The organism is Aequorivita sp. CRS11, from assembly GCF_059693805.1.
The window spans coordinates 14958-35377 of the sequence record NZ_JCATIG010000006.1; the positions used below are offsets into that span (position 1 = coordinate 14958).

Consider the following 20420-nt stretch of genomic DNA (forward strand, 5'->3'; position numbering starts at 1 on the left):
GGCGAAACGGAAGACCTAAACCTTAAGGTTTGGAACGTAAGGAGCCTACTTAAGCTCAACCTCAGCTCCAGCTTCTTCTAATTGAGCTTTCAAAGCCTCAGCTTCGTCTTTAGAAACGCCTTCTTTAATTGGAGAAGGAGCGTTATCTACCATTTCTTTTGCTTCTTTAAGACCAGCACCAGTTAATTCCTTAACTAGTTTTACAACTGCAAGTTTAGATGCACCAGCAGCTTTCAACATTACTGTGAATTCTGATTGCTCTTCAGCGGCGTCTCCACCACCACCAGCAGCACCACCAGCAGCAACAGCAACAGCTGCAGCAGCAGGCTCAATGCCATACTCGTCTTTTAATATTGTAGCTAACTCATTAACTTCTTTTACTGTTAGGTTAACCAATTTTTCTGCGAAATCTTTCAAATCTGCCATTTCTATCGTTTTTAAAAATAATTGTGTTTATATAAATTAATTAGTGCTTAATGAAATTTTATCCTTCTCTTTCGGATAAGGTCTTAACAATTCCTGCAAGCTTTCCACCACTTGATTTAAGTGCTGAAACAACATTTTTAGCAGGCGATTGCAACAACCCGATAATTTCTCCAATAAGTTCGTCTTTAGATTTAAGTTCAACCAGACTATCCAATTGATTGTCGCCAACATAAATTGACTCTTGGATGTAGGCTCCCTTCAAAAGAGGCTTATCAGATTTCTTTCTGAATTCCTTAATTACTTTGGCAGGCGCATTTCCTGTTTCAGAAATCATCAAAGATGTATTTCCTTTCAGGATATTTGTAAGCTCACCAAAATCCTTATCTGAACTCTCCATTGCTTTTTTAAGCAATGTGTTCTTAACAACTGCCAACTGAACACCTGCTTTGAAACAAGCCCGGCGAAGGTTGGAAGTATTCCCTGCGTCAAGTCCTGAAATGTCTGCCAAATAGATATTGGCATTATCAGACAACTGCGCAGTCAACGTTTCAATTACTTGTGATTTTTCTTCTCTTGTCATAATTTCCAGTTTTTACTGCTCAGTAAACCTTTTTGTATCCACTTCAACTCCGGGGCTCATTGTGCTTGACATGAAGATACTCTTAATGTAAACACCTTTTGCGGCCTGAGGCTTAAGTTTAACGAGGGTTGTTAATAATTCTCTTGCGTTTCCTGCAATTTTTTCGGCGTCAAAAGATGCTTTCCCGATTGCTGCGTGTACAATACCGGTTTTATCAACTTTAAAGTCAATTTTACCAGCTTTTACATCAGAAACTGCTTTAGCAACGTCCATTGTTACTGTACCTGTTTTTGGGTTTGGCATAAGGCCACGAGGACCTAATACACGTCCTAAAGGACCTAATTTACCCATAACGCTTGGCATAGTTACAATTACGTCAACATCTGTCCATCCTCCTTTAATTTTGTCGAGGTACTCATCAAGACCTACGTAGTCTGCTCCTGCTTCCTTAGCCTCGGCTTCCTTATCTGGAGTTACCAATGCCAATACTTTTACGTCCTTACCAGTTCCGTGTGGAAGGGTAACAACGCCTCTAACCATTTGGTTCGCTTTACGTGGATCCACGTTAAGACGTACCGCAAGGTCAACGGAAGCATCAAACTTTACGCTGGTGATTTCTTTTATTAAAGCAGAAGCTTCGGCTACTGAATAGGCCTTGTTAGGCTCTATTTTTGAAGCGGCTTCCTTTTGCTTTTTAGTTAATCGTGCCATTTTATAGATTCTTTTTTCAGATTAAAAAGGTGCGTCACCTTTTACTTTAATTCCCATAGAACGTGCAGTACCGGCTACCATTTTCATAGCAGACTCTACGGTAAATGCATTAAGATCGGGCATTTTGTCTTCCGCGATCATTTTAATTTGGTCCCAAGAGATTGTGGCCACTTTTTTTGCGTGTGGTTCACCGGAGCCTTTTTTTGCTTTAGCAGCTTCAAGTATCTGCACGGCAGCGGGTGGGGTTTTGATAACAAAATCAAATGATTTGTCTTTGTAAACCGTGATCGCTACTGGCAATACTTTTCCCTGCTTATCTTGGGTTCTTGCATTGAATTGCTTACAGAACTCCATGATGTTGACACCGGCAGCACCAAGAGCAGGTCCCACTGGTGGTGATGGGTTAGCAGCACCTCCACGAACTTGCAACTTAACTACTTTACTGATTTCTTTTGCCATTTCTAATTTTTAATGTGGTATTTCAAAAGTGGAAGCCTCCGAAAGACCTATTAAGCGTAACAATTAAACTTTTTCTACTTGCATATAGCTCAACTCTAATGGTGTTTTTCTTCCGAAAATTTTCACCATTACTTCCAGCTTGCGTTTCTCTTCATTTATCTTTTCCACGGTGCCGTTAAATCCGTTGAACGGTCCGTCTATTACTTTTACGGTTTCGCCAATTGTGTAAGGGATGTTAACACTATCATCTTTCACAGAAAGTTCATCAACCTTACCTAACATTCTGTTTACTTCAGATTGTCTAAGCGGCACGGGATCTCCTCCTTTGGTTTCACCCAAAAAGCCGATTACTCCATTGATAGATTTTATGATGTGTGGAATTTCTCCCCCCAAATTTGCCTGTATCATTATGTAACCTGGAAAGTAAACACGTTCTTTGTTTACTTTTTTACCGTTACGTATCTGTATTACTTTTTCAGTGGGTACGAGCACCTGATCAATATAATCCTCAAGTTCCAATCGTTTTATCTCATTTTCGATATACGATTTGATCTTGTTCTCCTGTCCACTAACTGAACGGACTACATACCACTTTTTTGCACTTGTTGTTTCGGTCATTGCTTACGACTTGATCCAATCAAAATATAAACCAACCACTTTACTGAAAACGGTATCTACGCCCCAAACTGCCAAGGCCAATAAAACAGAGAACACTGCTACAATAACAGTTAACTTCTGTGCTTCTGCCCAAGTAGGCCAAGTAACGTGATTTTTAAGTTCTTTATACGATTCTGTAATATAGTTTGCCATTTTGTCGCAGTTTAAGATTTTATAGATGTAACAAAGGTTTTCATCTTTTGCACGGGTTGAGAGACTCGAACTCCCGACACCTGGTTTTGGAGACCAGTGCTCTACCAACTGAGCTAAACCCGTCTATAAGGATTAGCACCTTTTAAAGGCCAATATGCTAAACCCGCTATAAAAGCCAAGGTATCCCGAAGTTAATTCGGGACACCCAGTGCTTTTTATAATAATATAATTAGTCTAAAATTTCAGTTACCTGACCCGCACCTACAGTACGTCCACCTTCACGGATTGCGAAACGAAGACCTACGTTCATTGCAATTGGTTGAAGCAACTCAACGTGGATAGTCAAGTTATCACCAGGCATAACCATTTCAACACCATCAGGAAGCGAAATTGTTCCAGTTACATCAGTTGTACGAACGTAGAACTGTGGACGGTAGTTGTTGTGGAATGGAGTGTGACGTCCACCTTCTTCTTTCTTAAGGATATAAACCTCAGCTTTAAATTTAGCGTGTGGCGTTACAGATCCAGGTTTAGTAATAACCATACCTCTAGAAATCTGTGATTTTTCAATACCTCTTAATAGGATACCAGCATTATCTCCAGCCTCACCTCTATCAAGGATTTGACGGAACATCTCAATACCAGTAATGGTAGAAGTTAATTTTTCAGCACCCATACCGATGATTTCTACAGGATCTCCAGTTTTTGCGATACCAGTTTCAATACGACCAGTAGCAACAGTACCACGACCTGTAATAGAGAATACATCTTCAATAGGCATAAGGAAAGGCTTATCAACATCACGAGTTGGAAGTTCAATCCAAGAATCAACTTCTTCCATCAATTTCAAAACTGTATCAACCCATTTTTGTTCTCCGTTAAGAGCTCCAAGAGCTGAACCTTGAACTACAGGCCCATTATCACCATCATATTCGTAGAAGTTAAGAAGGTCACGAATTTCCATCTCAACTAATTCTAATAATTCCTCATCATCAACCATATCTACCTTATTCATAAATACAACGATACGTGGAATACCTACTTGGCGACCAAGAAGGATGTGCTCGCGAGTTTGCGGCATTGGTCCGTCTGTAGCAGCAACAACTAGAATAGCACCGTCCATTTGGGCAGCACCTGTTACCATGTTCTTTACATAATCCGCGTGACCAGGACAGTCAACGTGCGCATAGTGGCGGTTAGCTGTTTGGTACTCTACGTGTGAAGAGTTAATTGTTATACCTCTTTCCTTTTCTTCTGGTGCGTTGTCAATCTGATCGAATGAACGTGCTTCAGAGAAACCAGCATCCGCCATTACTTTAGTAATTGCAGCTGTTAAAGTTGTTTTACCGTGATCTACGTGTCCAATTGTACCAACATTTAAGTGTGGTTTTGAACGATCGAATGTTGCTTTTGCCATTTTGTATTTATTTTAATCTTAGTTATATATTAGTGATCTATTGTATTCTAAATTTGAGCCAATGATGGGAATTGAACCCATGACCTCTTCCTTACCAAGGAAACGCTCTACCCCTGAGCTACACCGGCGTTTTTGGTTTCAGGTTTCAGGTTTCGAGCTTCAGGTTACTCCAACCTGTAACTTGCAACTTTACAACTTGTAACTCATTTAGAGCGGGAGACCGGGTTCGAACCGGCGACATTCAGCTTGGAAGGCTGACGCTCTACCAACTGAGCTACTCCCGCAATTCTTTGAATAAATTCCAAAATAATAAATCCCAAATTCCAAANACCGGCGACATTCAGCTTGGAAGGCTGACGCTCTACCAACTGAGCTACTCCCGCAATTCTTTGAATAAATTCCAAAATAATAAATCCCAAATTCCAAAGAATTTAAAAATGACTTTAGAACTTATTCAAAATGTTTTCAATATTGTAAAGAACAATTTTCAAATTTCCAACCAATTCTTTTGGAATTTGGTTTTTGTAATTTGAAATTTTCAATTTTTGCTTGGGCAAAAATTGTTCGTGGGGAGAGCAGGATTCGAACCTGCGAAGACGTAGTCAGCAGATTTACAGTCTGCCCTCGTTGGCCGCTTGAGTATCTCCCCAAGACCTTTTAAAGCCTATACTTTAAAAGGAGTGTTTTTCAAAATTTCAAGAGCCGATAGAGGGACTCGAACCCACGACCTGCTGATTACAAATCAGCTGCTCTAGCCAGCTGAGCTACATCGGCTTTTTGACCTCTTTTTAAGGCTATTTTTCAGCCATAAAAAAGTCCGCTATTTCTAACGGACTGCAAATGTAGAGAAATTATTTTTTCTACAAAACTTTTTCTAAAAAATTCTATTACAAATATGCTTTTTGTTTTTGTTTTCTTTTTTTAAGCTGTCTTTCAAGTGCCTTAATAACATCATCCACAGCCTCCTCAAAACTTTTCGCCTCTTTCTTTACCATCATATCGTCTCCAGGAATGCTCAATAGCACCTCCACTATTTTATTCTCCTTGTCGCTTGTTTTTTGGACTTTTAAAAATACATCTGCAAAAATAATTCTATCGTAAAATTGTTCTAGCTTGGACAGTCTGCTTTCAACAAATGTCAAAAGTTCATCTTTGGCAGCAAAGTTGGGTGTTTGAATGTTTACCTTCATACTATATTATATTTAAAGTTAATGTAATATGTAATTTTACCCCATAAAGTGTTTTTTTTTGAATTTATCCGTTTCGCGGATGTGAGTTTTTATAAACCTCCTTCAACTTTGCGATACTATTTTGTGTGTAAACCTGTGTGGAAGCAAGACTGGAATGCCCCAACAACTCCTTTACCGAATTAATATCTGCGCCTTCGTTTAAAAGATGCGTTGCAAAAGAATGCCGCAAAATATGCGGACTTTTCTTCACCTTTTCCGAAGCTTTACTAAAATATGAATTAATAATCCGATAGACAAGAGTTTCATAAATTTTAACCCCTTTTTGGGTGAGAAATAAAGCATCAGTGTCTTTTATACTCCCAAGTTCACTGCGCTGTTGCAAATAATCATTTATAGATTGCAGCACCGTGGGCAAAATTGGAACAATGCGCTCTTTGTTTCTTTTGCCCAACACCTTTAAAGTTTTCTGCGCAAAAGAAACATCAGTTACTTTAATATTGATCAACTCTGCCCTGCGTATTCCGGTGGAATAAAAAAGTTCCACGATTAAGCGGTTGCGCAATCCTTCAAAATCATTTTCTTCTCCAAACATTTCCATTACGTTCCCGATTTCCTTTTCTGAAAAAGGGACCTGGATTTTTTTTGAAGTTTTCAGCGCTTTGTGCTTTGCTAAAGGATTGATCTCTATTTGTCCCGTTTTCAAAAGAAATTTATAGTAGGTTTTTAAAGATGAAATCTTCCGGTTTACGGTTCTGTTTGAAATACCGGAATCTACGAGCGAGACTATCCAGCTTCTCACCACGGAATAATTCACACCTACAATTTCAGCATACTGAAATTCCGCAGAAGCAAAACCATTAAAATCTTCCAAATCTTTTAAATAGGCAGTCACCGTATGTGGTGAATACTTTTTTTCTAATTGGAGATATGCTACAAAAGGCTGAAAGGACATTGTTTTTTGGCGGCTTGTTTTCGATTATCAATTTTAATATTGAAACTCTGGGATTCTAAAAATAACTGAATAACTTAAAAAGCCAATGACTTTTTACCATAAAAAAATCCGTTGGAAAATTTTCACAACGGATTTTTTAGAATGAATTGAAAAGAATGATAGTTAAATATCTTCCTGATCTCTTAAGTTTTGAATATACTGTGCTTTTTGAAGCTGTGCTCTTTTCTTAACCGAAGGCTTAGTAAAAGCTTGTCGTGAGCGCAACTGGCGCATAGTTCCGGTACGGTCAAATTTACGCTTGAAACGTTTCAGCGCTCTGTCGATATTTTCTCCGTCTTTAACTGGTATAATTAACATAGTGTCATCACCTCCTCTCTTTAGGGCGGCAAAGATAGAAAAAATTTTTCAGTAATCAGTATTCATTTTTCAGTTTTTTTCATAGTAAGTTCAACAATACTAATCATAAATATTGAATTGCGCAGCCGTCGCTAGTGGTAAAAATAATTGGGTCGGGGTCGGGTCCTGCTGGTTTTCCTGCTGGACAACCACAATGGTATGCGTTAGGAGATGGATTACTCCAACCACAGCAACCTCCATTACAAACAAATGTTCCTCTTAGCAACGGGTGTAAAGCGTTTTTTCCAGCGTAAGAATTTGTGATATTGAGAACGCCTTCCGTTAATTTTTCATTAGAAGGCTTGCTATTATCAGAAATCACATATAGATTATTACTGTCTTGAAGGAAATTATGTGATCCTTTTTCTGAAAACACAACGAGCATTTTTTTTAATATTCCGTTATCAAGTAAATCAATAAATGCAATGGAATATGATTCCTTTTCTTCATAATAGATCTCTTGTATATTAATAGTATTCTTGTCTTTTATATCAATTTGTTTTGTTTTTAGAAGATAGAGTTCTATCAATTCATCTTCTGATGAAACAAGTATGTCGCCATTAGGTGATCTTAACGCTGTCGTTTGCGCTGATTCAATGTTCTCTACCTCCTTTATTTCATTTTCTGTTTCACAAGAAAAACATAACGAAAGTATTAAAAAGCCTCCCAAGAAAAATGCTATCTTATTCATAATATACTATTTTAGAGTTACTTAATGCTAAGTTAATATATATATATATAAAGCAACAAAAATTAAAAAAATTAACTATGATTACTCTTTATACAAAGATGCACGTTTGCTCAAATCCTGTATAAGCTTCTCCTCCTCTTTACTCTCCAACAAAACGTTGTAATTTTTCCAAAAAGATTCATTGTAAGGCTTACTTGAAAAAATATCTGCGGACCAATCGTTTTGTTGAAGTTCCTGTTTTATAAGTTCTGGCTCCTGTATGATGTCGCTGAACAAAATTTCCTGAATGGTGTAGTAATACTGTTCGTCCTTGTCAAATCCCGGTTCGGCCTCGGTCTTTATCCTATCGGAAGAACGGTCGCCCGTGTTTACTAGTTTTGGGGTTTCGTAGTAGATATAATTCGGATACATTTTTCCGTCGTAATCCTTATAGGTCATTACCAGTTTGTGGATGGTCTGCGTATCAAAAAGGCTCTTGCTGCGTTTTTTCTGTACGTCAGATGCGGCAACAAGTTCATACTCCACTTTTTTGATGGCGTAATTATCGTAATAAATATAGATCCATCCCTTGGGCTCAAAACCTTCATTGTAAATATTTGGCGTGTTCAGCCCAACAAAATCGGCTCCTTTTTCAATTTTGATTTTATAGAGTTTCCTTCCATTGTCAACCAAAATAGTGTCCAACTCGAAATGGTGTTTTTCCAACATATTTTTCCCCAACAAAGCACCGCTAACATTTGAGTTGCGGACTAAATTGAGCTTACCCTTAAAAAGATTCTCCAAGCCATTCACGCGGCTGTCGTTCCATTTTATGGCTTCAACTAAAGAGGACGTTTTAATCGAATTTCTATTCAAATTTGAGGCCTTTGAATTCATGCTTTTTAAATAAGCGGAATAGGTAAACAGGCTATCAACATCCCTTAAATCATAACTTTTACGAGTTTCGTCCACGTTTATTTTTAGGTTGTCCTTTGCTCCGGCAGCATAACTGGAATCATATAAGGTGATGGCGCTTTCAATAAGCCATTTGTATTCCTTTTTGTTGCGCTCTTTGTGGCGCAGAAATCCCTTTTGAAGGTAGGCTTGATCGGGAAGGTTTTTCGGGAGTTTTTCAATTGCTTTCTCAACAATACCATTTCCGGTTGTGGGGCGTGGATCGGCAACGATTACCACTTCATCTAGCGAGGCGACATCTTCTTCCAAGAAAATATCGGAGCCGTTTTCAAATTCGCTGATTATAACCTTAAAGCTTTTATATCCGATAGAAGAAATTACCAACGTATCCTGCAAATGTTGTTGTGGCACTTTCAAAACGAAATTTCCATCGGCATTGGTTATGGAGCCGATAGTTGTGTTTTCAATATAAACACTGGCGCTTTCAATGGGTTGAAATGTTAAGAAGTCGACCACTTTTCCCTTTAATTCTGTTTGTGCAAAGGTGGTTGCCCCGATGAAAAAAATAAATAGTATAGAAAAATGCTTTAAAGTGAAATACTTCATTTTCAAAATGATTGTTTAAAATAAATGATTTTATTTCGCTGGCTTATATTCCTTCCCTTCAATAATCATTTTAGCAATGATCTCGCGAAGAATCTCTGAAGTCCCGCCACCTATAGGCCCCAGCCTGCTATCGCGCAACAAACGCGCCAATGGATAATCTTCCATATAGCCATAGCCGCCCAAAAACTGAAGACATTCGGTCATAACCTCATCGGCAACTTTGGTGGAAATAAGTTTGCTCATCGTAGCTTCCTTTACTACATATTCGCCATCGTTCAATCTTTTTGCGGTAACGTAATTAAATGTTTTGCAAACCTCAATTTCACTTGCAATCTGTGCCACGCGGTGACGCAAGGCTTGAAACTTCGAAATGCTTTTTCCAAAAGCAAATCGGTCTTTCATATATTGAATGGTATATTCCAAAGCGAACTCGCTACGGGCGTGGGCATTGATGCCCATAATTAAACGTTCCAAAGCAAAGTGTTGCATAATATATGGAAAACCTTTGTTCTCCTCGCCCATCAAATTTTCAGCGGGAACTTCAACATTGTCAAAAGCAATTTCGCCCGTATCGCTGGCACGCCATCCAAGTTTGTCAAGTTTGGTTGCCGAAACGCCTTTTGCATCGCGATCAATCACAAAAATACTGATGCCTTTGTTGCCAAGTTCGGGAGCCGTTTTGGCCGCCACTATCAAATAATCGCTGTAAATACCGTTGGTTATAAAAGTTTTTGAACCATTTAAAATATAGCTATCCCCTTTTTTTTCAGCGGTGCTTCGCATGCCGGAAACATCACTTCCGCCAAAAGGCTCCGTGATACAAAGACAACCTATTTTTTCACCAGTGATGCTGGGTGCTAAATATTTTTCCTTTTGTGTATGATTGCCCTCTACTTTTAAATGTGTCATGGCAAGATATGCATGCGCCCACATAGCGGCTGCGAAACCTCCGCTATTAATTTTTTGAAGCTCTTCCAAAAAAATCACGGTATAAAAAAGGTCCAAGTCAAGACCGCCATATTCTTCGGGCTGGAAGATTCCGAAATAGCCCATCTCTCCAAATTTTTCCCAAATGAAACGTTCTATATGGCCTGTTTTTTCCCACTTTTCAATATGTGGCACTACTTCCTTTTGAAGGAAATCCTGAAAACTCTTTCTGAAAAAATCGTGTTCCTCTGTAAAATACATTTTATCCATGCGGTCTTAAAACTAATATTTGTAAGCCTTTCGGCGATTTAGAAAATTTACTCAACGGACAAATATAACTGAATTAGCTGTAACTTTCTTTCCGTCATTCCCTCAATTTTATCCAGCTCTTGAATGGTGCTTATTTTTTCGCGAAGCCGTCTAAATTCCCAGATTTTTCTTGCCATCTCAAAAGAGATGCCGGGAATGGTCGCAATATCTGAAGCAGATGCTTTGTTCACATTGATTTTGGTAATCTCCCTTGGAGTTTTTACTGTGAAAAGATTTAAAGTTCGCTGTACGACTTCGGGATTAAGTCCATACACACTATTCAATTCAATATCATTTGAAAACCCGCCCAACTTTTCCCGATACGAAACAATGCGCTTGCTGAGCGCTTCGCCAATGCCACTTACTTGCTGTAATTGTTCCTCGGTAGCTTTGTTCAGGTCAATCTTTTGTGCATATGGTTTTTCGGCAAAACCTTTATCGGTTTTATTATTGCTAAAATTGCTTTTTGGTTTTGGGTTGGTTACCCAATCTGGAAATTTAAAATACGGGCTCAGCTCATTCAACAATGAATCTGATACCTCCGTAACCCTTTTAAAATCGGCTGCGGAATTGATCCATTTACCTTCCTTTCTGTATTTCAACAATCGGTCAATTTCCCCATTTGTCATTCCTAAAGTATAACCTTTATAATCGGTAATAAAATTTGGGTTGAAAGGATATAGTTTCGGTTTTTTGTTTTCAATTTCAACAAGCCGAAGGGAATCCATTTCCTTTTGAACAGCAACAATTTCAGCAGAAGAGATGTCCAGTGTGTCCTCTTCCGAAAAATCCACAAACCAGTAAATGCACAGCAACGCCACGATGAGCAGTAACAAAAGTAAAATCCCACTCCGTTGCTGTTTGCTGAACGTAAAGTGGGATTTTAACTCCATATAAAAAGTTTTTGGTTACAAATGTTTCGACATATCTTCCAGCCCATCATCAATGGCCTCGTGTTTGGTGCGGATGGCGTTCATATAGCGCTTGAGTTCTTTTCTAACAATAGGCGTTAATAAAATGACCCCAATTATGTTTGGAACCACCATCGCAAATATCATTGCGTCCGAAAAATTGATAACAGACCCAAGGCTGATAACCGATCCTACCCATATAAAGATACAAAATAACAGTTTATAAATAAGCTCGGTAACTTTACCTCTTCCGAAAAGATAAACCCATCCCTGCATTCCGTAGTAAGACCACGAAATCATTGTGGAAAAGGCAAATAGAATAACAGCCACGGTCAGCACTACCGAAAAGTGTGGAATTACACTATCAAAAGCTGTTGCGGTAAGTTCCACGCCTTCCTTCACCTCAACACCGTATTGAATGATATTATTGTCGAAATTGGTTATTACAATTACTAAAGCCGTCATAGTACAGATAACAACGGTATCGATAAAAGGTTCCAAAAGTGCTACAATTCCTTCGGAAGCAGGATATTTAGTACGTACTGCGGAGTGTGCAATAGCTGCGGAACCAACCCCAGCTTCGTTTGAAAATGCGCCTCGACGAATTCCCTGAATCATTACCCCTACCAATCCACCGGCAATTCCAAGTCCGCTGAAAGCTCCTTCAAAAATTAAAGCGAAAGCATCGCCTATGTGGTGATAATTGGCAACCAAAATAACGAGGGCTCCCAAAACATAAATTCCCGCCATAAAAGGCACTATCTTTTCGGTAACTTTTGCAATTCGCTTGATACCGCCAATGATTACTACGGCAACTATAATTGCCATTGCAATACCAAACCATATGGCCGCGCTGGTGCCCTGCAGTTCAAAAAGCTGAACAAATTGTGCCGCTGCTTGGTTTGCTTGGAACATATTTCCGCCTCCAAAGGACCCACCTATTACAAATATTGCGAAAAGTATGGCGAGCACTTTACCGAGTCCGCCCATTCCTTTTTGACCAAGCCCTTTTTTAAGATAATACATTGGGCCGCCGTAAACAGTGCCATCTGGACCAACATCTCGGAATTTTACACCCAAGGTACATTCTGCAAATTTGGACGCCATTCCCAGTAAACCTGCAACAATCATCCAGAAAGTAGCGCCCGGCCCACCAATGGAAAGCGCCACGGCAACTCCGGCAATATTTCCCAATCCTACGGTAGCGGAAAGCGCTGCAGTTAGTGCTTGGAAGTGGGAAACTTCCCCATCTGCACTATCATCGCGAATGGTTTCGATTAAATTTTCCTGTTCGTTGGGCGTTACATCTCCGTAGAGTGTATCGGCCCCATGTTTTTCAATATCTTCATATTTACCGCGAACTACTCTAATAGCGGTGCCGAAGCCTGTAAAATTTATTAATTTAAAGTAAATGGTAAAATAAAACGCTCCACCAATCAGTACTATCAAAACCCAAGGTATTTGAAAGGATTCAGAAAATGGGATTTCGTAAAATATTAATTCAACAAACCAACCCGTATATTTTTGGAATATTGCATCTACTTGCTCAGAAGCAGTAGTATCCTGCGCAAAAGTGATGATTGGAATTAAAAATGTGATTAGCGAAAGAAGATATTTCTTCATAGTGGATTTTTAAAATGAAACGTTTTTTGAAATAAAACAGAGCAAGATGCTTAAAAAAAACTACAATTTCAAAAAATTAAAAGGAAATTTGTTAACGTTTCCTTAAACACCGTATTCCCTTTTCAAACTTTCTATTTGTTCGGGGCGCCCAATCAATATAAGTTTTGAGTTTTTTTGAAGCACGAGTGAAGGTTCCGGGTTCACTATATATTCACCCTTTGGGGTACGATACCCTATAATGGAACAGCCTGTTTTTTTACGAACATCCAAGTCTTTTATGGCTTGTTCCTTTCCATTTGAACATATTTTTTCAAATGGTATTTGCTCAACATTGATACTGTCTTGTTGGCCAGAGACAGTCAAATTGTCTAAAAACTCAACAAGATCTGGCACTACCACTAATGAAGCCATATGGTCCCCGCCAATTTTATCGGGCATAATTACATTGTCTGCACCTCCAAGTTTCAGTTTTTTGTAACTTGTTTCCTCACTGGCACGGCTTATTATTTTGAGATTTTTATTCATCTGTCGCGCTGAAAGCACTATGAATAGATTGTCCGCATCATTTGGGGTGGCGCAAATTAAGGTAGACGCCCTTTCTATTCCGGATTTTATCAAAATTTCATCTTCAATGGCATTTCCCAAAATGAACAGATTATGTTCATCAGCAAAACGATCTATAACTTCTTCATCCTTTTCAATAATAACAAAAGGACGGTTGTAGGCCAATAGCTTTTGGGCCGCTTGTTTTCCGTTTCTGCCATAACCGCATACAATAATATGGTCATGCATGGATTCCAATTTTTTCTGCACTCTTTTCTGTCTTAAAATTCCTATGTTTTTACTTAAAATATATTCAGTAATTACCGAAATGGCATAACCAACTATAAAGATACTGGAAATGATGAGAAGCGAAACAAAAACTTTTTCCTGGGGGCTCAGAGGCATTACTTCGCCATAACCTACCGTAGTTACGGTAATTACCGTCATATAGAAAGCATCTATCCAACTGTAGTCTGAAAAAAAGTGAAAGCCCACAACCCCGGTCATAAATACCAAAAGCAAGAGCAGAATTGCAACCGTAATTTTAGAACTGAAGAGTTGCTTCATAAATCAAAAACAGAGGTTCGTTTAGTATTCACAAGGTCTTTAAGCCTCAACAAAAAAGCTATTGTAAGATAAATTGCAAAGCCTACACCAAAGGTGGCAAAGGAAACATAAATGAAAAATAGCCGGACGCTTTTTGCTCTCATCCCCAACCTATCGGCCAATCTGGAAGACACATAAAAGCCACGCTTTTCAAGATAATGGCGCAAAGAATATACCGCTTGCAACATAGCTGCAAATTACACTTTTTCCATTTAAAATTTGAAATAGAGAAGAAGAAAAAGTCAGTTCCTAATCACCCTATTCACTCTTGATTGCATTTGTGAACCCAATATGTAGCCGCCTATTGCACAATCCAAACATTTGTTTTTATCGCAGTATTCCGTTTTAAGTTGAAGTAGCGCCTGACTTTGGCAAGCACTTTTTGAAATGTTTTTTAGTGAATTGAATTTTTTCACGACAGTGTTTTCCTCTGATGAAATTTTAGTGGCTAACTCCAATATTTCCTCAGAAACATCTTTGCCGTGCTGCACTGCATAACAGAACTTCAATGGAATGATAGTATTGATTATTAAAAGATCCATCAAGCCCTTGGAAACGCGTTTTTTGCGCTGCAACGACCCAATTCCAAAATTATAATGCGTATCCCAATATTCGCTCCCAGTTACATTGAATAATTCGTAAAAATCATCTACTTGCTGTCCTGCAATTACTTTTGAAAAGAGGTTAGGTTGTTCAAAATAGAGCATTGCAAACTGCGCCAAACGAACCGTGGGAAAGTTTGGCGGACGAAGCCTGAAAAATTTTGGGACAATTACGTTTTCGTTACATAATTGAAATTTATGCTTTAAATATTCATAGCGTGTTTTCAGTGTTTTAAAGTACCAGTCTTCCGTTTCACCTTTCAGCAATCCAGCCTGCCCCATTAATAGCGCTTCAAAATCCTGCCGTTCATGGCTGCACTTTTTTACTACGGAAAAATCAATTGATTTTGCAATGCTGAAAAAAGAATCGCCGTTCACCTTCAACCCAAAATTTTTACAAAGCATCCTGAAAAGCAGGCTTTCCCAATGGTTCTGAGTAGCTTTCAGTTCTTTTAAAAGTATTTCTTCTTTTTTCTGAAGCCTTTCAAGATATAGTCTTTCGAGCCAATTTTCAATAATGAAACCGTCTGTTTCATTGAAGTCATTTTCACAATTGATCCATTTGCTTTCTTTGGAAAAAAGTTTTTGGTATTGCTGGAGTGTAGTTGTTGGGATATGTTTTTTTAAAACAAATGTGGGAATTACTGAGCCGTCCTTTCTATAAATTTCAGCATCATTTTCCCAAACTACGTGAAGTATAACGTTATCGTAAGCTGGGTCCATTTCATGGCAATGGGCGTACCAATCTGAAGATTTAATATGGATTTCCACATTGCCGGCCCAAAGCTGGCCGTCCAATTCTATTTGTGCGTTAAAAAAATCAGGGCCGGAATTTAGATTATGGCTCCCTTGATTTTTTATGTGTAAAATTTCACCATTTGAAGTGTAAAGACTGCCCACATCAAACTTCTGAAATTTCCACACGTAGTGCAGAAAATTCTCTTTCATCGCTAATAAGTTTTAAGGGGAGTCTTAAAATTGTAAAGTAAATATAGCAAAAATATTATGCCTCGACTTCTTCTTTTTGTAATTTTTCCTGCGCATCTGATTGTTTTTGAACTTTTTCGGAAATAGTATCCACAAAAAGAATACGGTTCCATTTGTAAAGTCTTCGCGACAGCAATACATATCTAAAGATGCCGACCGCCAAAAATACTACACATACGGCGAGGGCTACGTAGCCCAGCCATTTTATACTTTCAAAATCCTTTAATTGCAGAATTCCGATTCCGCCAAGCAAAAGATAGAGCGAGGAACGAATATAGGAAAGCAGCGTGCGCTCATTGGCCAATTTGGTGCGCTCCAACGCTAATATTTCATTGGTATTTACGGGCACAGGCTTGGTGCGAAGAAATCGAAATAATTTTTTGGCTTCGTTTTTCATAGTAGCATAAAAATACGAATTATTTATTGGAGATTGTAACCACAAATTCACGAATAATTATATATCATTCGTGAATTCGCGGTGGAAAATTACAAGGCTCTTATTATATCATGCTTCGTAATTATATTGTATTTCCCGTCGCCCAAATCTACCAAAACGGCATTGTTTTCTTTATGAATCAATTTTGAAATTTCTTCTATAGGCGTGCTTCTTTTTACAATTGGGAAAGGTTTGTGCATCACTTCTTTTATGGGAAGATCTGCCACGTTTTTGTTTTCCAAATACTTCCGAAGCAAATCGGTTTCGTCCAAAGCGCCCACAAAACCTGAAGTGTCTTCCACTGGAATTTGGCTGATGTTGTATTTTTTCATCCGCTCGATTGCATGACCGACCAATTCTTCAGTTTTCACGGTAATCAACGGTTTGTCTGCGTGTTCCTGAATCAAATCTGAAGCGTTTTTCACTTCATCTTCCACAAAACCACGTTCGCGCATCCACTCGTCATTGTACATTTTACCAACGTAGCGACTTCCGTGGTCGTGAAAAAGAACAACCACTACATCATCTTTTGTAAATTTATCCTTAAGTTGAAGCAAGCCTTTAATTGCAGCTCCAGCCGAATTCCCCAAAAAGAAGCCTTCCATCTTGGCGAGTTTTTGGGTGTAGATTGCGGCGTCTTTATCGGTTACTTTTATAAAACCGTCAATAACATTGAAATCCACGTTCTTCGGAAGAATATCCTCGCCAATCCCTTCGGTGATGTACGGATAAATTTCGTTTTCGTCAAAAACTCCAGTCTCGTGATATTTTTTGAAAACACTTCCGTAGGTATCAATTCCCCAAATTTTTACATTCGGATTTTGTTCTTTTAAATATTTACCCACACCGCTGATGGTGCCTCCGGTGCCCACGCCCACTACAAAATGGGTTACTTTTCCATCGGTCTGTTTCCAGATTTCCGGCCCCGTGCTTTCGTAATGTGCCTTGGTGTTGCTGAGATTGTCGTATTGGTTTACGTACCAACTGTTGGGCGTTTCCTCTGCCAATCTTTTTGAAGTTGAATAATAACTGCGCGGATCTTCAGGGGCAACGTTTGTTGGGCAAACAATAACCTTACTTCCCACGGCCTTTAGAATATCAATCTTTTCCTTGCTTTGTTTATCGCTGATTACGCAAACCATTTTATAACCTTTTACGATTGCAGCAAGTGCGAGGCCCATTCCAGTATTTCCTGAGGTTCCTTCAATGATCGTACCTCCGGGTTTTAATCTTCCGTCTGCTTCGGCGTCTTCAATCATTGTTAAGGCCATTCGGTCTTTTACCGAATTTCCCGGATTGAAAGTTTCGTATTTGGCCAGCACCAAAGCGGGAATATCCCCAATTATTTTGTTGATTTTTACCATTGGGGTGTTGCCGATAGTTCCTAAGATGTTTTCTGCGTATTCCATAATATTTTTTGAGGCGGCAAAGGTACAATTAATAGATGAAAACAAAATGCATTACTTTCCTAAGACCTATTAATATCGAAATGTTTAAATAATTTTTCGAAAAAAATAGAGAATTAGAAGATTGACAAGAAGGTAGCATAGTAATTTTAATAAGTAGCATTAAAATAACATATACATTAAACACGCTATAAACATACTATATAGATACTATAAATATGCTATATAGACACTATATCTAAGACAAAATCTGACTCTCTTATATGTTTAAACAATAATATTAATAACACTATTTCACCTATGGATTCTTCCATAGACTAGTTGCTAATTTTAAGTTAGATAGAATTAGAAAATTCAAGAGTGATTGAGTTCCAATTGATTTTATTACTCAAACCGAATCGCCTTCACAGGAGAAATTTTTGAAATAATAAAAGAAGGTATTAAAAGCATTAACAGGCAAAGCAGAAATGTACCTGCGTTCAATATTAAAATATAGTCCCAATGCAAATAAACTGGCGCTTCGTTTACGTAGTATGTATCTGGATTAAGTTTAAAAAATTTACCGTATTTCTGAACCAAAAGAAGTCCAATTCCAATGACATTTCCCCAAAAAAGACCAACACCAATTAAATACATCGCATTGTACAAAAACACTTTGCGCACGCTCCAATCGCTGCTGCCCAAGGCTTTTAATATTCCAATCATTTGGGTGCGTTCCAAAATCAAAACCAGCAACGCGGTAATCATATTGATGCCCGCCACTAAAATCATAATCCCGATAATCATAATTATATTGAAATCGAAAAGATCGAGCCATTCAAAAATAGACGCATATTTCTGACGAATAGTCTGTGTGTCCAGCGTACTTCCAGTTTCGTTGTACACTTCGTTTCCTATCGGGATTATTTGGTCAAAATCATTAACAAAAACCTCGAACGCACCAATTTGGTCTTCTTCCCATTTGTTCAGTCGCTGAATGTGGCGAATGTCCGTAATTATAAATTGTTCATCAAACTGCTGAAAGCCGCTGTTATAAATTCCCACAATATCAAAACCACGACTGCGTGGGGTCTTTGAGACTTCATCGTCCAGAAAAAAAGTAGTCACTTTATCACCTAATTTCAGATGTAATCTATTTGCCAAATATTCTGAAATCAGGATGTCTTCATTTAAATCACCTTTAAAATCGGGCAATTTTCCTTCAGTTAAATAATCCTTGAAATACTCCCAATCATAATCGTTGCCAACTCCTTTAACCACCACGCCCTCAAAATCTGTTTCAGTGCGAATTACTCCACCTTTTGAAGCAGTAATTTGCACGTGTTTTATTCCGTCAATATTTTTAAAAGTTGGATAAAAGTCTTGTTTTTTTGAAATCGGGTTTTGCGAATCATTGGAAAAATTGGTGTCAAAATTTGTGATAATAATGTCGCCATTAAAAGCCGAAACCTTTTCTCGAATCTTTTTTTGCAACCCTACGCCGGTGGCAATTGAAATAAGCATCATAATAATACCAAGCGCGATTGCGGTGATTGCAATTTTTATTATCGGTGCCGAAATACTACTTTTATAGTCCTTGGAAGCAATGATGCGCCGGGCGATGAAAAATTCGAAATTCACTGCGATTTTATGGGGTTAACTTTTTTCAAAAATACATTATTCTTAACGCTTTTCGTATGTTTTTCTTGTGGAAGTCAGAACAAAGAAAAAGTAGAAAGTATCGAATCCGAAGAAATAAGCATGGACGATGTAATTTATGTAAATGACAAGATTGTAATTGGAGCTAATAGATTTTCGGAATATCACAAGCTATTGAAAGGAAAAAAAGTTGGTGTGGTCGCAAATCAGACATCAATGGTGGCGGATATTGCTGATGAAGAATATCAAACAGTACCTCAGCTTACATTATATATGGAATTTCATTTGGTTGATCATCTTATAAAAAGCGGTATTTCAATAAAAAAAGTTTTTGCCCCGGAACACGGTTTTCGCGGAACTGCCGATGCCGGCGAACATGTAAAGGACGGCGTGGATTCAAAAACCGGAGTTCCTTTAATTTCCCTTTACGGAAACAATAAAAAACCATCGCAGGAACAGTTAAAAGGAATTGATGTAGTGGTTTTTGACATACAGGATGTGGGCGCACGGTTTTACACCTACATTTCTACGCTACATTACGTGATGGAAGCCTGTGCGGAAGCTGGAATTCCTGTTATTGTTTTGGACCGCCCAAACCCCAACGGACATTATATTGATGGCCCAATTTTAGAAAAGGAGCATCAAAGTTTTGTGGGAATGCACCCAATTCCCGTTGTTCACGGAATGACGATTGGTGAATATGCGAAAATGATTAATGGTGAAGGCTGGTTAAAAAATAAAATTAAATGTGAACTGACTGTAGTTGAAATTGAAAATTACACACACGATACTCCGTATGCACTCCCTATAAAACCTTCACCAAACTTACCGAATGCGCAATCCATCAATTTATATCCAAGCCTTTGCTTCTTTGAAGGAACATTTATAAATGCCGGTCGCGGAACCGAGATGCAATTTCAGGTTTTTGGAGCGCCTAGTTTGCCTGCTTCAAAATATACTTTTGAATATACGCCTCAATCCAACGAAGGTGCAAAAAACCCAAAATTTAAAGGAGAGCTTTGCCACGGAAAAGATCTTAGAAACGAACCCCGCTTAAATAAAATAAATCTAGAATGGCTCATTGATGCTTATAACGCCAATGGAAAAAAGAAGGATTTTTTCAATTCGTTTTTTGTGAAACTTGCCGGAACGGACAAACTCCAAAAACAAATTGAGCAAGGATTATCTGCGGAAGAAATTCGGGATTCCTGGAAGGAAGGGCTTGCGGGTTTTCAGAAGATTAGGGAGAAGTATTTGTTTTATCCTTAAAGTACCAAATCTCAGATTCCAAATTCCAAAA

The 20420-nt window shown here is 38.4% G+C and carries 22 protein-coding genes and 5 tRNA genes; 1 reads left to right on the top strand and 26 read right to left on the bottom strand.

The features are described from left to right. Positions 1-45: 45 nt before the first annotated feature. The 26 genes from rplL to AC58DT_RS12575 form a co-directional block, all read right to left on the bottom strand. Positions 46-426, bottom strand: coding sequence for a 50S ribosomal protein L7/L12 (gene rplL / locus AC58DT_RS12450; RefSeq protein ID WP_497217142.1), 381 nt, complete (start codon positions 424-426; stop codon positions 46-48). A gap of 58 nt (positions 427-484) precedes the next feature. Then, entirely contained in the window at positions 485-1006 is a 522-nt protein-coding gene (gene rplJ / locus AC58DT_RS12455) for a 50S ribosomal protein L10 (protein ID WP_497217143.1), read from the bottom strand. A gap of 12 nt (positions 1007-1018) precedes the next feature. After that, positions 1019-1717 carry a 50S ribosomal protein L1 gene (gene rplA, locus AC58DT_RS12460; protein WP_045081580.1) on the bottom strand — a complete coding sequence of 233 codons (699 nt, stop codon included), beginning with the start codon at positions 1715-1717 and terminating at the stop codon, positions 1019-1021. Between the two features lie 21 nt (positions 1718-1738). Next, positions 1739-2176, bottom strand: a complete 438-nt coding sequence (rplK, locus tag AC58DT_RS12465; protein WP_497217144.1) for a 50S ribosomal protein L11 — start codon at positions 2174-2176, stop codon at positions 1739-1741. 63 nt (positions 2177-2239) lie between these two features. Beyond that, positions 2240-2794, bottom strand: coding sequence for a transcription termination/antitermination protein NusG (gene nusG / locus AC58DT_RS12470; RefSeq protein ID WP_497217145.1), 555 nt, complete (start codon positions 2792-2794; stop codon positions 2240-2242). A gap of 3 nt (positions 2795-2797) precedes the next feature. Further along, positions 2798-2986, bottom strand: coding sequence for a preprotein translocase subunit SecE (gene secE / locus AC58DT_RS12475; RefSeq protein WP_497217146.1), 189 nt, complete (start codon positions 2984-2986; stop codon positions 2798-2800). 50 nt (positions 2987-3036) lie between these two features. Then, a tRNA-Trp gene (locus tag AC58DT_RS12480) sits at positions 3037-3109 on the bottom strand. A 106-nt stretch (positions 3110-3215) separates the two neighbouring features. Further along, a complete protein-coding gene (tuf, locus tag AC58DT_RS12485; RefSeq protein WP_062622798.1) occupies positions 3216-4403 on the bottom strand; it encodes an elongation factor Tu in 1188 nt (395 codons plus the stop codon). A gap of 56 nt (positions 4404-4459) precedes the next feature. Then, positions 4460-4531, bottom strand: a tRNA-Thr gene (locus AC58DT_RS12490). 83 nt (positions 4532-4614) lie between these two features. Continuing rightward, positions 4615-4687: transfer RNA gene (locus AC58DT_RS12495), tRNA-Gly, on the bottom strand. Positions 4688-4970: 283 nt separating this feature from the next. Further along, positions 4971-5052, bottom strand: a tRNA-Tyr gene (locus AC58DT_RS12500). Between the two features lie 51 nt (positions 5053-5103). After that, positions 5104-5177 (bottom strand) — tRNA-Thr (locus AC58DT_RS12505). Between the two features lie 113 nt (positions 5178-5290). Beyond that, entirely contained in the window at positions 5291-5593 is a 303-nt protein-coding gene (gene hpf, locus AC58DT_RS12510) for a ribosome hibernation-promoting factor, HPF/YfiA family (protein ID WP_497217147.1), read from the bottom strand. Between the two features lie 64 nt (positions 5594-5657). Continuing rightward, a complete protein-coding gene (locus AC58DT_RS12515; protein WP_497217148.1) occupies positions 5658-6545 on the bottom strand; it encodes a tyrosine-type recombinase/integrase in 888 nt (295 codons plus the stop codon). A gap of 162 nt (positions 6546-6707) precedes the next feature. Next, positions 6708-6902 carry a 30S ribosomal protein S21 gene (gene rpsU, locus AC58DT_RS12520; RefSeq protein WP_062622795.1) on the bottom strand — a complete coding sequence of 65 codons (195 nt, stop codon included), beginning with the start codon at positions 6900-6902 and terminating at the stop codon, positions 6708-6710. A 103-nt stretch (positions 6903-7005) separates the two neighbouring features. Next, positions 7006-7632: a hypothetical protein gene (locus tag AC58DT_RS12525; protein ID WP_497217149.1), complete on the bottom strand. Its 627-nt coding sequence runs from the start codon at positions 7630-7632 to the stop codon at positions 7006-7008. Positions 7633-7713: 81 nt separating this feature from the next. Then, positions 7714-9132: a carboxypeptidase-like regulatory domain-containing protein gene (locus AC58DT_RS12530; RefSeq protein ID WP_497217150.1), complete on the bottom strand. Its 1419-nt coding sequence runs from the start codon at positions 9130-9132 to the stop codon at positions 7714-7716. 30 nt (positions 9133-9162) lie between these two features. Further along, positions 9163-10329, bottom strand: coding sequence for an acyl-CoA dehydrogenase family protein (locus AC58DT_RS12535; protein WP_497217151.1), 1167 nt, complete (start codon positions 10327-10329; stop codon positions 9163-9165). Positions 10330-10376: 47 nt separating this feature from the next. Continuing rightward, the gene (locus tag AC58DT_RS12540; protein WP_497217152.1) at positions 10377-11261 is read right to left on the bottom strand and encodes a ComEA family DNA-binding protein; all 885 of its coding nucleotides are present in this window, start codon (positions 11259-11261) and stop codon (positions 10377-10379) included. Positions 11262-11276: 15 nt separating this feature from the next. After that, positions 11277-12902, bottom strand: coding sequence for an alanine/glycine:cation symporter family protein (locus tag AC58DT_RS12545; RefSeq protein ID WP_497217153.1), 1626 nt, complete (start codon positions 12900-12902; stop codon positions 11277-11279). 102 nt (positions 12903-13004) lie between these two features. Continuing rightward, the gene (locus AC58DT_RS12550) at positions 13005-14012 is read right to left on the bottom strand and encodes a potassium channel family protein (protein ID WP_497217154.1); all 1008 of its coding nucleotides are present in this window, start codon (positions 14010-14012) and stop codon (positions 13005-13007) included. After that, positions 14009-14239 (bottom strand): PspC domain-containing protein, encoded by a 231-nt coding sequence (locus AC58DT_RS12555; RefSeq protein WP_497217155.1) that lies wholly within the window; start codon positions 14237-14239, stop codon positions 14009-14011. The genes AC58DT_RS12550 and AC58DT_RS12555 overlap by 4 nt, the downstream gene beginning before the upstream one ends. Before the next feature lie 54 nt (positions 14240-14293). Further along, positions 14294-15601, bottom strand: a complete 1308-nt coding sequence (locus AC58DT_RS12560) for a DUF2851 family protein (protein ID WP_497217156.1) — start codon at positions 15599-15601, stop codon at positions 14294-14296. Positions 15602-15656: 55 nt separating this feature from the next. Next, the gene (locus AC58DT_RS12565) at positions 15657-16037 is read right to left on the bottom strand and encodes a DUF202 domain-containing protein (protein ID WP_497217157.1); all 381 of its coding nucleotides are present in this window, start codon (positions 16035-16037) and stop codon (positions 15657-15659) included. Positions 16038-16126: 89 nt separating this feature from the next. Continuing rightward, complete coding sequence (locus AC58DT_RS12570) at positions 16127-17485, bottom strand: pyridoxal-phosphate dependent enzyme (protein WP_497217158.1); 1359 nt, start codon at positions 17483-17485, stop codon at positions 16127-16129. 381 nt (positions 17486-17866) lie between these two features. Next, a complete protein-coding gene (locus AC58DT_RS12575; RefSeq protein WP_497217159.1) occupies positions 17867-19102 on the bottom strand; it encodes an ABC transporter permease in 1236 nt (411 codons plus the stop codon). Between the two features lie 9 nt (positions 19103-19111). On the opposite strand from AC58DT_RS12575, the gene AC58DT_RS12580 reads away from it, so the two are divergent. Next, a complete protein-coding gene (locus AC58DT_RS12580; RefSeq protein ID WP_497217160.1) occupies positions 19112-20389 on the top strand; it encodes an exo-beta-N-acetylmuramidase NamZ family protein in 1278 nt (425 codons plus the stop codon). The last annotated feature ends 31 nt before the right edge of the window (positions 20390-20420 follow it).

Excerpts from the sequence above, each read along its gene's own strand:
- rplL (WP_497217142.1), bottom strand. The coding sequence starts at position 426 with ATGGCAGATTTGAAAGATTTCGCAGAAAAATTGGTTAACCTAACAGTA.
- rplJ (WP_497217143.1), bottom strand. The coding sequence starts at position 1,006 with ATGACAAGAGAAGAAAAATCACAAGTAATTGAAACGTTGACTGCGCAG.
- rplA (WP_045081580.1), bottom strand. The coding sequence starts at position 1,717 with ATGGCACGATTAACTAAAAAGCAAAAGGAAGCCGCTTCAAAAATAGAG.
- rplK (WP_497217144.1), bottom strand. The coding sequence starts at position 2,176 with ATGGCAAAAGAAATCAGTAAAGTAGTTAAGTTGCAAGTTCGTGGAGGT.
- nusG (WP_497217145.1), bottom strand. The coding sequence starts at position 2,794 with ATGACCGAAACAACAAGTGCAAAAAAGTGGTATGTAGTCCGTTCAGTT.
- secE (WP_497217146.1), bottom strand. The coding sequence starts at position 2,986 with ATGGCAAACTATATTACAGAATCGTATAAAGAACTTAAAAATCACGTT.
- tuf (WP_062622798.1), bottom strand. The coding sequence starts at position 4,403 with ATGGCAAAAGCAACATTCGATCGTTCAAAACCACACTTAAATGTTGGT.
- hpf (WP_497217147.1), bottom strand. The coding sequence starts at position 5,593 with ATGAAGGTAAACATTCAAACACCCAACTTTGCTGCCAAAGATGAACTT.
- AC58DT_RS12515 (WP_497217148.1), bottom strand. The coding sequence starts at position 6,545 with ATGTCCTTTCAGCCTTTTGTAGCATATCTCCAATTAGAAAAAAAGTAT.
- rpsU (WP_062622795.1), bottom strand. The coding sequence starts at position 6,902 with ATGTTAATTATACCAGTTAAAGACGGAGAAAATATCGACAGAGCGCTG.
- AC58DT_RS12525 (WP_497217149.1), bottom strand. The coding sequence starts at position 7,632 with ATGAATAAGATAGCATTTTTCTTGGGAGGCTTTTTAATACTTTCGTTA.
- AC58DT_RS12530 (WP_497217150.1), bottom strand. The coding sequence starts at position 9,132 with ATGAAGTATTTCACTTTAAAGCATTTTTCTATACTATTTATTTTTTTC.
- AC58DT_RS12535 (WP_497217151.1), bottom strand. The coding sequence starts at position 10,329 with ATGGATAAAATGTATTTTACAGAGGAACACGATTTTTTCAGAAAGAGT.
- AC58DT_RS12540 (WP_497217152.1), bottom strand. The coding sequence starts at position 11,261 with ATGGAGTTAAAATCCCACTTTACGTTCAGCAAACAGCAACGGAGTGGG.
- AC58DT_RS12545 (WP_497217153.1), bottom strand. The coding sequence starts at position 12,902 with ATGAAGAAATATCTTCTTTCGCTAATCACATTTTTAATTCCAATCATC.
- AC58DT_RS12550 (WP_497217154.1), bottom strand. The coding sequence starts at position 14,012 with ATGAAGCAACTCTTCAGTTCTAAAATTACGGTTGCAATTCTGCTCTTG.
- AC58DT_RS12555 (WP_497217155.1), bottom strand. The coding sequence starts at position 14,239 with ATGTTGCAAGCGGTATATTCTTTGCGCCATTATCTTGAAAAGCGTGGC.
- AC58DT_RS12560 (WP_497217156.1), bottom strand. The coding sequence starts at position 15,601 with ATGAAAGAGAATTTTCTGCACTACGTGTGGAAATTTCAGAAGTTTGAT.
- AC58DT_RS12565 (WP_497217157.1), bottom strand. The coding sequence starts at position 16,037 with ATGAAAAACGAAGCCAAAAAATTATTTCGATTTCTTCGCACCAAGCCT.
- AC58DT_RS12570 (WP_497217158.1), bottom strand. The coding sequence starts at position 17,485 with ATGGAATACGCAGAAAACATCTTAGGAACTATCGGCAACACCCCAATG.
- AC58DT_RS12580 (WP_497217160.1), top strand. The coding sequence starts at position 19,112 with ATGGGGTTAACTTTTTTCAAAAATACATTATTCTTAACGCTTTTCGTA.